This is a genomic window from Spirosoma flavum (assembly GCF_042686045.1).
Classification (GTDB): domain Bacteria; phylum Bacteroidota; class Bacteroidia; order Cytophagales; family Spirosomataceae; genus Spirosoma; species Spirosoma flavum.
In genome coordinates this window covers 30,817-44,843 of record NZ_JBHUOM010000043.1, presented here as the reverse complement: position 1 = coordinate 44,843, position 14,027 = coordinate 30,817, and the positions used below count along the sequence as shown (strand labels likewise).

General features: G+C 40.7%; 13 protein-coding genes. 8 read left to right on the top strand and 5 right to left on the bottom strand.

The annotated features are described in order from the left end of the window. Position 1: 1 nt before the first annotated feature. Positions 2-700 carry an AAA family ATPase gene (locus tag ACFS25_RS28470; protein WP_381508101.1) on the bottom strand — a complete coding sequence of 233 codons (699 nt, stop codon included), beginning with the start codon at positions 698-700 and terminating at the stop codon, positions 2-4. Between the two features lie 672 nt (positions 701-1,372). On the opposite strand from ACFS25_RS28470, the gene ACFS25_RS28465 reads away from it, so the two are divergent. The 8 genes from ACFS25_RS28465 (at position 1,373) to ACFS25_RS28430 (ending at position 10,442) form a co-directional block, all read left to right on the top strand. Further along, on the top strand, positions 1,373-1,891 hold the full coding sequence (locus tag ACFS25_RS28465) for a hypothetical protein (RefSeq protein ID WP_381508098.1): 519 nt from the start codon (positions 1,373-1,375) through the stop codon (positions 1,889-1,891). After that, entirely contained in the window at positions 1,888-2,943 is a 1,056-nt protein-coding gene (locus tag ACFS25_RS28460; RefSeq protein ID WP_381508096.1) for a DUF5712 family protein, read from the top strand. Before ACFS25_RS28465 ends, ACFS25_RS28460 begins: the two co-directional genes overlap by 4 nt. 210 nt (positions 2,944-3,153) lie before the next feature. Continuing rightward, on the top strand, positions 3,154-5,052 hold the full coding sequence (locus ACFS25_RS28455; protein WP_381508095.1) for a type IV secretory system conjugative DNA transfer family protein: 1,899 nt from the start codon (positions 3,154-3,156) through the stop codon (positions 5,050-5,052). Positions 5,053-5,230: 178 nt separating this feature from the next. After that, entirely contained in the window at positions 5,231-5,698 is a 468-nt protein-coding gene (locus ACFS25_RS28450) for a LexA family protein (RefSeq protein WP_381508094.1), read from the top strand. Beyond that, the gene (locus tag ACFS25_RS28445; protein ID WP_381508092.1) at positions 5,695-6,963 is read left to right on the top strand and encodes a Y-family DNA polymerase; all 1,269 of its coding nucleotides are present in this window, start codon (positions 5,695-5,697) and stop codon (positions 6,961-6,963) included. The genes ACFS25_RS28450 and ACFS25_RS28445 overlap by 4 nt, the downstream gene beginning before the upstream one ends. A gap of 582 nt (positions 6,964-7,545) precedes the next feature. Then, on the top strand, positions 7,546-8,820 hold the full coding sequence (locus ACFS25_RS28440; protein WP_381508091.1) for a hypothetical protein: 1,275 nt from the start codon (positions 7,546-7,548) through the stop codon (positions 8,818-8,820). Positions 8,821-8,906: 86 nt separating this feature from the next. Then, a complete protein-coding gene (locus tag ACFS25_RS28435) occupies positions 8,907-9,515 on the top strand; it encodes a hypothetical protein (protein ID WP_381508089.1) in 609 nt (202 codons plus the stop codon). 438 nt (positions 9,516-9,953) lie between these two features. Next, positions 9,954-10,442: a hypothetical protein gene (locus ACFS25_RS28430; RefSeq protein WP_381508087.1), complete on the top strand. Its 489-nt coding sequence runs from the start codon at positions 9,954-9,956 to the stop codon at positions 10,440-10,442. A 335-nt stretch (positions 10,443-10,777) separates the two neighbouring features. Here ACFS25_RS28430 and ACFS25_RS28425 read toward each other — a convergent pair whose 3' ends face one another. Genes ACFS25_RS28425 through traM form a run of 4 tightly spaced genes read right to left on the bottom strand, consistent with a single transcriptional unit; the run spans position 10,778 to position 14,018 of the window. Then, positions 10,778-11,278 carry a hypothetical protein gene (locus ACFS25_RS28425; RefSeq protein WP_381508086.1) on the bottom strand — a complete coding sequence of 167 codons (501 nt, stop codon included), beginning with the start codon at positions 11,276-11,278 and terminating at the stop codon, positions 10,778-10,780. Next, entirely contained in the window at positions 11,257-11,610 is a 354-nt protein-coding gene (locus ACFS25_RS28420) for a hypothetical protein (protein ID WP_381508084.1), read from the bottom strand. The genes ACFS25_RS28425 and ACFS25_RS28420 overlap by 22 nt, the downstream gene beginning before the upstream one ends. A gap of 3 nt (positions 11,611-11,613) precedes the next feature. Next, on the bottom strand, positions 11,614-12,846 hold the full coding sequence (locus tag ACFS25_RS28415) for a hypothetical protein (protein ID WP_381508081.1): 1,233 nt from the start codon (positions 12,844-12,846) through the stop codon (positions 11,614-11,616). Between the two features lie 8 nt (positions 12,847-12,854). Then, the gene (traM, locus tag ACFS25_RS28410) at positions 12,855-14,018 is read right to left on the bottom strand and encodes a conjugative transposon protein TraM (RefSeq protein ID WP_381508079.1); all 1,164 of its coding nucleotides are present in this window, start codon (positions 14,016-14,018) and stop codon (positions 12,855-12,857) included. Positions 14,019-14,027: the final 9 nt, after the last annotated feature.

The window sequence follows — 14,027 nt, the reverse complement described above, 5'->3', positions numbered from 1 at the left end:
CTTATTTAGAGGTTGGAATAGTTAGTTGGGTTTCTAACTCGTACTTCTGTATAAATTCATAAACGAAGGGCAAGAACTCATCCCGACCTTCGGCACTTTCTAGTAGAGACGTATGCGTATTATAGTTTTCGTAAATCTTTTTCAGTTTGATTTTAGAATCGAATAGTTCAATACCAATCCCTTCAGCAAATTCAGGTAAATAACTATTTTCTTTAATGTTTCTATAAAAGTTATGGAATGCGTAGATGTAAGTCGGCATTCCTTCATCCTCACGAATTTTCTTTAGATCAGCCATTGTTGCCATAAAATGACCTGTAGCCAAAGCGTCAGTACGAGCCGGTTTTACGGGGATGATGAAACTATCTGCCATTGCTAGTAGTGCTATAATGGCATCATCTTCTAAGCCTGTCATCCGGGGCATATCAATGAAAATAATATCATACTTATCATTTTCATATGCATCTTCTATAATTGCCTGAGCTTCTTCCGGGTTGGCTGTTTTTAAGTCCCAATCAAATTTTAGCCCCTCTCCTACTATTTCCTTATCTTCTTCGCGGAGGTCAGTAATTGACTTTTGGTTATCTGCATCAATTACCAATATCCTCTGATCGCTGTGTTTTGCCAACACGTTAGCCAGCCAACAGGTAGTAGCTGTTTTACCAGCCCCCCCCTTCATTGTAGACGCACAAATGATTCTCATGGTGATCTGTTAAAAATGTGTCAGTGTTTATTTGTTAACAAACATACATAATATACTTAATATCATAATGACATTTTAAATAAATTATTTTTTTATTTATATTATAAAATTTATAAAATAACAAATTACGTCTTACACATAATTACTTTGTGTACTATGTTATATTGTTAACAATGTAACATAGTACACAAAGTAATAAAATAATATAAATTATTGTTACGTAATTAACTTATTAATAATGTTAAAAATATACAAAGTTACGTTTGTAATAATGTTATAAAGTATATTTGTGTCGGGTTATTCACTGATTAAGAGTCGATTATACAAGTGCTATAAGTAGAGATTACTATGTATTCTTTGTAATTTCTAACAGAAGTTCTTTTGTTAATAAATATCTTTTAGAGTTAAAGTACATATAATACAAAATTACATTTGTGTATTTGTTAACTATGTTATTTTGTTAACAATAGCTCTCAAAGACTGAGTTATATAATCTTAGGGGTACACTAATAATAGGAAAGCAAATTTTTTCAGCAAGAAGGGACGATTTTAGCAGAGCTAAAACCTTGACTAACAAAAGCATAGCTTCTGAATGACATGGATCTAAATAATTAATTGCTTGATTATCAGTTATATGTTCTTATATATACATGGATTTTAAGCAAATATGCCATGACAGACCGTAAAACAGCAGCTATCGAGATTGACCCAAGCATTCACGAGCAGGTTAAAACTGAGATTAAGATATTGAATAATTTAGCCGACTTAGAGTACAATAGCAGCTTAGATAAGAAGAAAAAAAAGGTAGTTAAACCCGTACAGTTGACTTTGCGCAGCTATAGCGAGGCTGCTTTATCCTACTTTATGAAGAATCACATTGACCCTAGAAGTATGGGTGAAGAGAAGGATGTGTTAACGGAAGTGCGTAAGCTTCGCAACAACGTCTTTTCTTTCATGCAAGTACAGGAGAGAACTTACTTGATGCCTTTCGTCCAGGATGTATACGAGTTAAAAAATAAAGCTGATACGTTAGAGGATACGAGTTTTGATATGCTAAATCTGATGGAAATATTTATAGATTTACTCTTAGCCGGTTTAGGGCTAAGTGAGCAGGAGCAGGAAGCTCATAAAGCTAGGGCAGCTAAGATGTTTGCTCAGAAAAAGATGAATCATAAACCTAAAAAGGGATGATTACCAAGGTATTGCCAGCCACTAAAAACCGGGAAATCAACTACGATAATAAGGGTAGTTCTGAACGGTTAGTGAATTATTTTGAACATGAGGGGAAGGAGCAAGGGCAAGAGGCTTATTACTTCTCTCAGGACGGAGACGGTTTAAGTAAGGAAGAAGTAGTTGCCAGTATTGACGGAAACGTAAAAGGCTTAAAGAAGGATGATACAAAATTCGTGTCACTGGTTATCTCGCCATCCAGCGAGGAGTTAGCCCATATCAAGGGTGACCCTGAAATGCTAAAAAAATATACCATTGACGTGATGGAAAATTACGCCAAAAACTTTACCTTGAAAAATGGTAAACAATTAGAAGGTAAAGATTTAGTTTGGTACGGGATTATTCACGAAACACGTAAGTATCAATGGGATGACAAGGAAGTTAAAGAAGGAAAGGCGAAAGAAGGGGAACAAAAAGGGGGAGTACAAACTCACATTCATATCGTAGTTTCTACACGTGATAAAGAGCAGAAAACTACTCTGAATCCTGATACCAGTAAGGCACGTTTTAATATCGTTGATTTTCAAAGAAAGAACGCTGAGACATTTCAACAGCAGTTCAACTATGAGAAACAGACTCACTTTCACAAGGAGAAACCCCACAAGGAGCGCGGCCATATTGACCAAGTACGATACTTTGAAAAACGAATCAACCGACTGGCAGAAAAGTATGACTTAGACGAAAAGACGGTTGGTAACATTCGGAGTAAAGCCGCAGAGTCCGGGTATTCCAAAGAGTTCTACAAAGGGCTGAAAGATTACAGTACGCGGATAAATAACAAGGAAGGGAGGAAAGACGACCTAACGGAGTTTGCGAATTTACGCAAAGCGGAACCGCGCGAAAACAGGGAGTTCGCCCACAGCCAGGCTAACCAGCAACGACAAGCAGTACAGAGCCAACGGGTAAGTTATGCTGTCGAGTCAGTACTTAGAGGAGCTGGTGACAATAAGGACGACGACCGAGAGATTTTAAAAGACTTGTCAAATAAACGGGGTGGTCACTTCGGTTTGTAACATTCAATAAATATGAGAAACGATAATTCTAACACTGAAATAGGGGGAGAATCACTTAATCCGTATAGAGCAATATTGATAGTAGGTTCTACGTCGAATGGCAAAATAGCCACTATAAACCAGCACATAACTAAACTTAGAAAGTACCGTGATCGCTCAAACGACACTACTGAATCTTAAAAATTTTCTGAACACTTAATCTCAAAAGCGATGGTCATAAGTCAGCTTAAAATTGGGGTCTGGAGCTTTACACTTTTTTTGTTAGCTCTCTTTGGGGTAGAGGTTGCTATTTACTACGACCCGTTACAATTCAATTCATTTGTCATTCAGCAGGTCTTTAAGTTCGGGATCTATGTCCGGGCCTTACTCGTGATTATGTATGCTTTCTGCTATCTATTACCTGATACCACTCTGCAAGCTGAGTTAGACAAGAAGAAGCAAAAAAGTATATTCAGCGTTGATAAGATGGCATTGCTGTTGATCGCTGGCTGTTATGCGTTAGGTTGTCTACTGCTATTCAAAGCAGATATCTTCCCGTACAGTTACTACTTCGAGATTGCTGGTTTGTTATTAGTATTACCGTCAACGCCCTTTTTAACTCACTGGTTGAAGGGAGAACAATCTAAGTATAAGATACCCACTGATAAAAAGAGAATTGATAACCCGGATTCTTTTAGCTTTCAGGGAGCTAATGGAACATGGGTTAACATTCCAAACCCCGCACGAGGGGTAGGTATCATTGGTTCTAACGGTTCTGGTAAAACGGCATCCGTAGCGCAGCAGATTATAGCTCAAGCGGCCTATAAGAACTATACGGGGGTTCTATTCGATTTTAAATTTCCCTCGTTAACTGAGTATGCATATAATCACTATAGCCGCAGTGAATGTAAAGTAGACTTGGTAGTTGTCAATTTTGTTGACTTGAAAAGGAGTCACCGCATTAATCCCCTGTTGCCGGAACTGTTACACTTTCAAGCCTATGCGTATGAGTTTGCAGCCGCATTCTATTGTACGTTGAATCGAGAAGCAATCAGAAAAAAAGACTTTTGGGATACATCGGCCATCGCCATACTAGCGGGAGTAATCTGGTATATGAAAACTCACTACCCCGACTATTGCACATTACCTCACGTTTTGAACATGATTTTAGGTCATGACGTATACCAACTGATCGGTTTATTAGAAACGAACTACCAGACTAAAACGATTGTAGCCAGCGTCAGCACAGCTATCAAAACGAAAGCTGAACCACAGTTAGCGGGCCAGTACGGAACCCTGCAAAATGCGTTGGGCAGAATGAATACCCAAGAGATCGCTTGGGTGTTATCGGGTGACGATTTCGATATTAATCTTAACAGCAAGGATCAACCTAAACTACTTTGTATTGGTACAAAGCAGGACATTATAGAGGCTCTATCTCCGGTTGTCTCTTTAATTATCACAGCGTCGATCAAGCAGTTAAACAACCCGGACAAAGAACATAGCATGGTTCTCTTGGATGAAGGGCCACAGTGTTACATTCCTAATTTATCCGATCTTCCAGCAACGGGCAGAAGTAACAAAGTAGCCACTATATACATGGCTCAGGATATTAGCCAGATGGTTAAAGCTTATGGAAAAGAAGAAGCTTATGCAATCATATCGAACCTAAATACACAGATGTTTGGTAAGAATCCAAACATTGAAACGGGTGAGTATGTGAGTAAATTATTTGGTAAGGAGGAAATGCTACAACGAAACGAAAGCCAGAACCGCAGTAATCCTAATAGCTTGGATACCAAAAGCGGTTCAAGCAGCCAGGGGGTAAGTTTCTCTATTCAGGATAAGGCATTGTTCAAACCCCACGAGGTTAACCGTATGGAACAAGGGGAGTTTGTTGGTATTACGGCAGAAGCCGCCGAGCCGGTCTTTCATACCCGCTTAAAGCTACCAACCTACAATTTTCCCACAGGTACTAACAAGCCATTGCCTGTTTTCTACACAGACGTTGACGCTGATTTGAACTTTGAACGAATCCGATTAGAATGTAACGCTATCATAAAAGGACAGATTGATCCAGTAAATGAAAACTTATTGATAGCCAGTAGTTTACGAGCGTCAACTAAGTAAATGGATGCAAACTAATTGGTAAGACCGCTTGATTCAAGCGGTCTTTTTTTGAGTGCATTTTTCTAATTAGAGAAAAAGGGAGTGTAAGTTTATATTATATGTAAAACATATATCCTATGAAATTGTATTTGATTTGTATTAGAACTTGGTATGTTGCGTAAAAATTAGCTGCCATAGCATGAAAGCAGAGATTCACCCCAATGATAAGATACGTCTGGAATGTTTTGTACGGGCTGAGTCAAGTAGCACTTTATCTATACCTTTCTTCTCAGCTCACGTAGCCGCAGGTTTCGGAAATCCTGCTGATTCACATATCGAGAAGTGGTGCGATTTAAACGAATTATGCATTGATAACAAAGATGCTACCTACTTCGTCTACGTCGAGTCAGATTCAATGATTGATGCCCACATAACGCCCGGCACGTGGCTGATCGTAGATCGCAGTAAGAAGCCCAGGAAGGGAGCTGTAATAGTGGCTTGGGTCAACGGAGCGTTCACCGTTAAGCGAGTCAATAAAATAGGCGACTTGGTTGTTCTAATGCCTGCTAATGACGATTACACACCAATCTATGTCCATGAACACGACGACTTTAAGTTGTTTGGGCTGGTTACGTTTTTCTTCCAAAAACCCACCATCATCCCATGATATTCTTAGTAGATGCCAACAACTTTTACGTAAGTGCTGAACGGATATTCCGGCCTGATCTAGAAGGTAAACCTGTCGTTGTCTTGAGTTCAAACGACGGTAATGTTATTGCCAGGTCAAACGAGGCTAAGAACCTAAAAATACCAATGGGTGAGCCTGTGTTTAAATTGCCTGAGCTTGTTAAGAAGCATAACGTACAGCTTCTAAGCGCAAATTTTACCCTCTATGGCGATATTTCAGCAAGGTTAATGCGGATTCTAAATCAGTTCGTCGAGGAGATAGAAATCTATTCAATAGACGAGGCTTTTTTGGACTTAACTACTTATGAGCAAGTATATTCTGATCTACCAATGTTTGCTCACCAGATCAAGAGTACCGTAAATCAGTGGCTTGGTTTGCCGGTATCAGTCGGTATAGCACCGAATAAAACATTGTCTAAAGTTGCTAACTGGTTCGCTAAACGAAGACCAGAACACAACGGGGTTTTGCAACTGAGTAATCCAAACGAGATTCAGAACGCCCTATCAGACTTCCCCTGTGGCGAGGTTTGGGGCATCGGCCACCAATACAACCAGTTACTAAAAAAGAATGGCATAATAACCGCCTATGACTTAACACAGTGTCATGATGTGTGGATTCAAAAACACATGACCATTGATGGTTTACGCTTGGTTGATGAATTGCGAGGAAACCCCCGCCGATCAATCCAGCGATACCCACAACCTAAAAAGTCGATCCTAACATCACCTACTTTTGGTAAGCCTGTGGACGACTTAAAAACCCTTCAGGAAGCTTTAACAACGCATGTGGTCCGTTGCGCTGAGAAATTACGCAGGCAGCAATCAGCCGCCCGATTACTTACGGTCTATTTACAAACCAATCCCTTTCGGAAACAAGAACCACAGTATTTCAATCATCAATCCGTCGTTTTACCGCACCCAAGCAGTGCCACGCCGGAACTACTTCAGTACGCGATTGGCGTTTTAAATTCCATCTATAAACCTGCTTATCATTACAAGAGGGTAGGGGTTATGCTTTCTGGTTTCGTACCAGAGGACTTTCAACAATCGAACCTTTTCACGGAAGTACCTGATGAGCGTCTACGGGTTGTCAGTAAGACGATTGATATGCTGAATGAAAAGTATGGACGAGATAAAATACGCTTTGCTGCTCAAGGATATAGCGACCATTGGAAACCACGCAGCAAATTTTTAAGTAGACGTTATACTACTCGTTGGAACGAGATTTTAAGAATAACTAAATAGTTCAGAAAAGTGGGTACTTATACTCATACTGAAACGGACGATTTTCTGGAAGGCGGATGGGAAGAGAGAAGTAGCCCAAACAAACTTTAGTCTACAATAAAGCCGTTTAGTTTTATCATTCATCATTTGTCCTTTTGATACCTTTTAGTTGGATGATTGAGAACAACACCACCTTCTGATAGTACTAGAAACCGTGTTGAATTTCCGAGTCTCCTACTACCGCACAATAAATAGGCCTTTAAAGTGATGACTCTGATCATTGGATCTACATGAGTCTGATCAGAAATAGCTATCGTTGTATGCAATTCTTCATTAATTAATGATAAGATCAATAGTGGGGTATACCGTAACGCTTAATACTAACTGACTGATTTAGATTAGTTTGATATTAAGCGTAATTGCATACAATAACTTGTTGGGTGCAAATTCATCGGGTTCCGCTCGTCAGCATTCCGGCGACAGGTTGCACGTCCCAGAGGTCAGGTTTTTTTCTTGTTCGGCAGGTCGCATATGACACAGAAAACGTCCCGGTCAGCCACATTTTTTAATCCTTTAAATTTAATCTTTAAATCAATTTTTATCATGACTTTAACGAGCACACTACTAAAATACAAACCTTTAGCCCATAAGCTATCCTCAAAATTTCGTATATGGCACGTTGAGGCTTTGTTGAATCAATCGGCTGATTTACTGGAAAGATGTCTAGCAGAAGAGAGAGAGTATAACACTCTTAATTTTGAATGGAAACAATTTCAGTTAAACTTACAGGCTGAGCTAGATAGTATTGTGTTAGAAGAAAAGAAACGCGATAATGCCTATTTTGATAGAGATCGAGTTTATATTGACTCTGAAAATAAATTTTTAAAAGATTCGGAAAATGATTTCCAGCAATCAAAGAAAGCCGCAAGAGGTGCTTACGATAATAGCAATAGTGGCGCGTCTGGTGAGGGGCTTATACCATACGAGCAAGCATCACAAAGATTGGTTGAAAAAAATATTGAAGAAATACAGAGAAACTCTAGAGCCGACTTATTAAGTACCAAAGCAGTTTGGGTGAATCAAGATGAGGGTAACAGTAAGACACAAATAGGTACTCGACGTCATTTGCATGATCAGAAAAGAGAGCAAACAAAAAGTGGTGGGTTATTTGACCTTTCTATTCGTATTGATGCGGTCAAAGAACGTTTGAAACGTAACTATGAAGATGCTTACGACCGTTTAGCCGTTGCAAAACAAGGGCTTGAATCAATCTATGGATATGAGCAAAAAAACTTTCCAAAGGAAGAGAAAAATTTGATTTCGAGCTTAGCCATTTGGAACAGTGAAGCTATAGAATGGTTGATTGCGTATCAGCAGTTAGAGCAAGGTTTTACTCGTGTTGTCTCGGTAAGATATTTACTAGGCGATGAGCAATGGAATAAATTAGGAAACTTTGATACGCCTTTACCTTTACATATTCCTTCTGATTTTTTTAGAACCCATGTTAGCGTTAGAGTACGCGGAGTTGGCGCTTCAATAATTGGTAGTGCTGGTTTATTTCCGTGGACAATAACTATTGGTGTTCCAAAACAGGCCGTTTTTTACCGAGAAAATGGCAAACCTAAACCAATTGATCAGACTGCTATACCTCTCTGTTTGTTAGGTCGTGTCGAAAATCGAAAATCTACTTCACCAGTCGAGATTGGCGGCCTTATTTCCCTTTGCAATGCCAGTCCTATCGGCTCCTCAGATGATGACACAGATCCAGAGGGAAACTGGTCAATTAAGATTGATTCTCCTTTAAATAAAGTTGAAAGTTTCTCCGGTATTGATGATATATTACTTGACATTATAATTGTAGGAAAAACAACTTTTTAATCAGAGAATTTAAATAGCCTTTACACACAAGGCTTTCGCAAATGCTAAGAATTTCGACTTCAAACCACACATCTAATTTTCATAGTATGTACGCGAATTCGAATTCGCAAGATCAACCTGAACGTATTGTCGTAACTGCCGATAGACCCGCTACACCTACACCCGGCCACGACGGTGTTCCCCACGGTGGACATGATAGTAATGGAAATGGACCGAGCCTTTCCTCAAAACCGACTAATCCACAGTATACTTTATTAGATGCAGTTGGATATTTCGATAAAGACAAGGATGTTTTTGAAAAACTGGTTGAAGCTGCAACTTTGGGGGTAGAAGTTGAAAAAGATATAGTTGAACAAATGGAACACATGAGCTCTGTACTTAGTAAAATTTCGGCAGGATTCAAATTCATTGATTTAGGGACTTCTTTTGCACAAGGTAATTATCAAGCAGCTTTTCAAAAAAGTTCAACTTTACTCATTAGCAGTGTATTGACTCAGATAGCACTGCGTGCAGGTCCAGCTCCTGTGCGTATTGCAGCGGCACTAGCCAGCTTAGGTTTTGCTGTTTTTGATATTACTACGAAAGATGGTAGTGCTCTTGCTGATAAAGTTTTTAACTCGGCTACTAGTGGCAATGGAGGTCTTAGATTGGCAATTCCGCAATGGGATACTTATGTAGGAGTACCACCCTATTGATTCGCTTCGAACAAACGCATTTCCCATCGAGAAATTCACACTTTGCAAAAAGAGGTATTGGTTAGGTTGTTATGTTTAGCTCTGAGCATAAAAAAGCGGAAGGTGCGTTTTGTCCGCTCCGCGTGGGGTCGCTTTCCTGTGACAGACCGCACGTCCTAAAAGAGAGTTTGCAGCCCAACTCAAACAGGTGTGTAAAGGTTGAGGTACGTTCGTTTTTTTGAGTAGCTTACTCACCATCAACACTTGTGGGTGTTGGGTGGCCCGTCCAAGTAATTGCTTGTGTGCCGGTGTCTCGGCGACAGGTGGCACGTCCCGCAAGGGCAGCTTTGGGCTTCCATTTCGGGGTCTCGGTCGACAACGCGAACGCCCTAGTTGGGAAAGTAAACGAAATCTGTTTAGGTCGCAGTAGACAAATTAAAAACGTAAATACTTGAAAACATGGACATGGGAGTAATTAAAGACGTTTGGGATATATTCTGGGACTCGGTGAATTTGATTTTAGGGCTTCCAAAAAGACAGAAGCGTCATCTGTCAGTAGCCCTAAACGATATTGCTACCTTATTAGATAATATACGAGAGAAGTTTAAAGGTAGAGTAGTACCTCGGCGAGAAGCTTATGAACTCATTGGAATTATAAATGTAGCTGACAAGCTTGCCCAGCCGTTTAAGGAGAAATATCCTGAACTTGCTCAAGTTTTTGACCTTCAACTTCCGATGATAGGCAAAATGATGCGCGATGTGGATTTTTTCATCGACGAGAAACCCAGATACAGTTTGCACAGTAGCTACGACACGAAAGATGCCCAATTCCCTGCATATGTAAAGGGAAAAATAGATGAAGCATGTGAGGAATTAGAAAGAGCAGCGGGCATTATTTCCTCACACAGTAAAAGATTCAAACTGGAGGGGAAAAAATTGAATAGTTAATTTGCGCTCCGCGTGGCTCGTGCGACAGGTAGAACGTCTCACAGGACAGTTTTCAGCCCAACCAAACGGGTGTGTAAAGGTTCAAGTACGGTTGTTCAGTTGAGTTTTGCTCTTACCATCAACACCCGTTGGCGTTGGGTGGATAGGCAAGCATATAAAGAAGCGTGTTTTTTATCGTTTTAGCGACAGTGTGCTACCCCCGGCAAACGCATGAGAAATTGGCGTAAATGACTACATTTCATTCGCTATAGGTAGCCCTTTAATGGGAGAATCGTCCCTGTTTGTTTGGCTAAACCCACTATTTTGTTTTTGGTTAATTGTTAGCAGAGAATAAGCTATCGTATATCATATCCGTATTTCAATCCTAATTTCCATTTGCCACTTTCTCTGATGAAGTACTGTTTAAAGTTTTTTGTTGTACCATCATTGTATAAAGCTCTTGCATTCACTATGGCAGAATCGGCCCCTTTGAACTCTTGCGAGATAACATCAATGGCCTTTAACTGACCATTACGGGTTTCTCTAGCAAAGGTATACTCCATAATTCCGGGAGTCTTATTAAATACCTGAACCAATGGCTTTGAACAGTGAACAGTCATCGAATGAAGCATAGCAACTGAATCTCCTGCAAAGTAATTATTTGCATTTTGATAGACAGTTTTTAGAACCTGTTTAGGTTCAACAGTGCTTACCATTTCAAGAGCTGTATTTGCTTTTTTGCGACTAGACGAAAAATGCACGATTAATTCAGCCACTAGGACAGAAAAGCCTATCAGACAAACTAGTACAGTCGTTATTAATGGTAACTGTTTTTTTAGATTGATTTTATTTTCCATGAGTTCGATTGAGTTTTTTCCAGTAAGAAAACAGCATCTAAGTAGGTCTCATCGGCATAAATTAATACTCCCTTTACGCGTACACGACTTGAATCCTGACCATAATCAGCCTTCACAAATTTGAATTTCTTGTACTGGAAATTCTTGGTCATCAATGGAGAAAGCTGTAGTAGGGAGGTAGTAGAGTCGAAAAGGAATTGAGTAGCGGACTCCCATTTCTGAGCATTAATGCAGCTCATATAAACCTCGCAGGTATGTTCAGGGGTGTTCGGATTCGTTGAACACCCCGTTAGAACAGCGCCTACTAGCAGTGTTAGTATGGCCTTTTTCATAACCTATAATTTAACTGCTGCCAGTGCAGTGCGTTGAAAGGCTCGTTCGCGCATACCGTCTACATACTTTTGTTCGGGTGTTCGCTGAACAGCTTCGAACATTAATTCATCCCCTTTCTGACGAAGTTCAGCCGCTTTCACATAAAGGTCTAATGCGCCTTTCTGGTTGGCGATTCGTTCGCCGGTAGTCATGCGTAAACCAGTAGCCGTTGAGGATGTACCGAAAGCCGCAGCACCTATAGCGGGTGCATTTGAATACGACGCATAATCAACATTTGCCCCCCCCTGAAATGAAGACATTGACTGTTTGAGAGCATCCGCCTGAGCACGTGCTACCATGTCATTGACAGCTTTGTCAATTTCTTTTTCAGACTTGGTTTCTAACAAATCATGAATCTTGCCCAATAACCCATTACTACTATTTCCCGAACCGCCAGAAAACAGTGAGATGAGGTTCGACATAGCCCCATCACTCCAGGTATTATCAAAGTTGAACGGATCTCCGTAAACGCTACCATCAGCTAATGAGCCTGTAGTAAACAATCCTTTGTTAGCCACCATTAAGGGAGTGCCCTTTATTTCGCCTTTAACGGCCAGATTCATTGCAAACGCCTTCTTTTCCAACTCCTCAGCCATTTTATAATACGTCAGTGCTTGTTGAACTTTGCGCTTTTGCATGACCGTTTGCAGTCCATACGTCCGGTTAAGGGAGTTTCTTTTAACCTCAAAGTATTCCCCCAGGTCGTTTACCTCCGCCTGACTTTCAGCCGTTCGCCCTGTCTGTATGTAATCATATAATTTCATACCATCAGTTTCGCCCAACGCTTGATCGGATTGTACCTTACTGAAAATATAGGCTTGGTCCCAAAGAAGCGGCTGTATGTATTCAGAATAGGAAACCGTATGGAAATCTGCGAAATGGTTGAACGTGGCAACATCAGAGAATTGATTTAATTTTGCCGCAACTTTCAAGAACTCATTCGCTTGCCGGAGCAGGTTTTCAATTTCAACCTGTGTTTCAAGTATTGCGCTGGTATTCTGACGAGTACCGTTGTTGATGGTATTCGATTTCTGTAACTCGCCAAGCTGTTTCTTCGCTTTATCAACCAAGTTTTTCAGCTCAATCAGCCGCTGAATGGCTGTTACATCAATGGCAATCTGAGCTTCTACTCTAGCTGGTCGGGCAAGCAGCATGAAGAATGAGAGAACGCCTGCTAACATGAATTTACGTTTCATCGCTGTTATTAATTTTTGGTTGATTTGAAAAAGACCTGATATCCGTCCTGAATTTCTACTTGTTGCATCGAGCGTTGCCGTTTACCTGATGTAACAGCATTAGTGATACCACGCACCGCAGAACTACCAATAGCACCAGCTACACCGAACGCAGAGCTGTAGGGCAGATAAGAAGTAGCTCCGTTTACAGCGTCATTGACAGTTGAGCTGCTTACTTGTCGCATATTGTCGTCTACATAATCATAGTTATAGGTTATGCCTGATTGATAATCTTTATCAACGCACATTAAATCTACCGGCAACTTTTGCCCAGCTACGACACGTGTAGGGACTTGAAACTGAATCCGGCCAGAACCTAGATAAGTGATAGCGGTTAGGATTGTATTACGGGGTATATAAACACCTTGAAAGGTCACGGACTCCGTAGTTCTAAACCGAGCCTTAGACCCTGTTCTAAGAGATTGCTTGCCATACACTACCGCCGGAATAAAGCGTACTTCTTCGGCTTCTATAGCTGAAGAAGCTGTAACCACAGGAGGAGCCGCAGCAGTACGAGTAGATGAGGGTTCACTTTCACCAACACGAACGGTATTAAACGGGTCGTAAACCTCAGCTTGTCTCTCCTTACGCTTCGACTTCGGATAGACATTTCTAACAACAATCCGTTCTTTGGGCGCAACTATGGAAGAAGTAGGAGGAGCCGTAACTGAAGATAAAGCGACCGGAATAGTTGCATTAACCTTACTGGTGTCGAGCAGCTTTTTGGCTGGTATTGAACCTACAGGCTTGTAGTTCCATTTTTGAGCGACCATACTAACCTCAGTAGATGGCCCCTTGCCACTCAAACTATTGTTATTGATTTCTGTTTCCATCGAGCTTACCATGCTGGATTTGCCGACGTTAGTTTTGACCGTTTTGTATAGATTAGGGTCAGATGGGGTTATATGCATCCCTCTTAGGCCAGTGCTTACCTGACGCAATGCAAACAAAGCACCAGCGATCAATACAACAGCCGCAGTTGCTAAAAGCGTAGTCTTATTCTTAGCCGCGATACTTTGTAATCGTTGGCTAGTTGCGGAAACCGTTCCTGGATTTTCAGCGGGAACAGAGGAAGCGTTTTCGGGCTGTTTCCTTAGCCCGAGAATGTCTATTATTTTGGCCGTTACATTCATATTTGAGAA

Bases quoted from the DNA above. Each gene is read 5' to 3' on its own strand.
- ACFS25_RS28470 (WP_381508101.1), bottom strand. From the start codon at position 700: ATGAGAATCATTTGTGCGTCTACAATGAAGGGGGGGGCTGGTAAAACA.
- ACFS25_RS28465 (WP_381508098.1), top strand. From the start codon at position 1,373: ATGACAGACCGTAAAACAGCAGCTATCGAGATTGACCCAAGCATTCAC.
- ACFS25_RS28460 (WP_381508096.1), top strand. From the start codon at position 1,888: ATGATTACCAAGGTATTGCCAGCCACTAAAAACCGGGAAATCAACTAC.
- ACFS25_RS28455 (WP_381508095.1), top strand. From the start codon at position 3,154: ATGGTCATAAGTCAGCTTAAAATTGGGGTCTGGAGCTTTACACTTTTT.
- ACFS25_RS28450 (WP_381508094.1), top strand. From the start codon at position 5,231: ATGAAAGCAGAGATTCACCCCAATGATAAGATACGTCTGGAATGTTTT.
- ACFS25_RS28445 (WP_381508092.1), top strand. From the start codon at position 5,695: ATGATATTCTTAGTAGATGCCAACAACTTTTACGTAAGTGCTGAACGG.
- ACFS25_RS28440 (WP_381508091.1), top strand. From the start codon at position 7,546: ATGACTTTAACGAGCACACTACTAAAATACAAACCTTTAGCCCATAAG.
- ACFS25_RS28435 (WP_381508089.1), top strand. From the start codon at position 8,907: ATGTACGCGAATTCGAATTCGCAAGATCAACCTGAACGTATTGTCGTA.
- ACFS25_RS28430 (WP_381508087.1), top strand. From the start codon at position 9,954: ATGGACATGGGAGTAATTAAAGACGTTTGGGATATATTCTGGGACTCG.
- ACFS25_RS28425 (WP_381508086.1), bottom strand. From the start codon at position 11,278: ATGGAAAATAAAATCAATCTAAAAAAACAGTTACCATTAATAACGACT.
- ACFS25_RS28420 (WP_381508084.1), bottom strand. From the start codon at position 11,610: ATGAAAAAGGCCATACTAACACTGCTAGTAGGCGCTGTTCTAACGGGG.
- ACFS25_RS28415 (WP_381508081.1), bottom strand. From the start codon at position 12,846: ATGAAACGTAAATTCATGTTAGCAGGCGTTCTCTCATTCTTCATGCTG.
- traM (WP_381508079.1), bottom strand. From the start codon at position 14,018: ATGAATGTAACGGCCAAAATAATAGACATTCTCGGGCTAAGGAAACAG.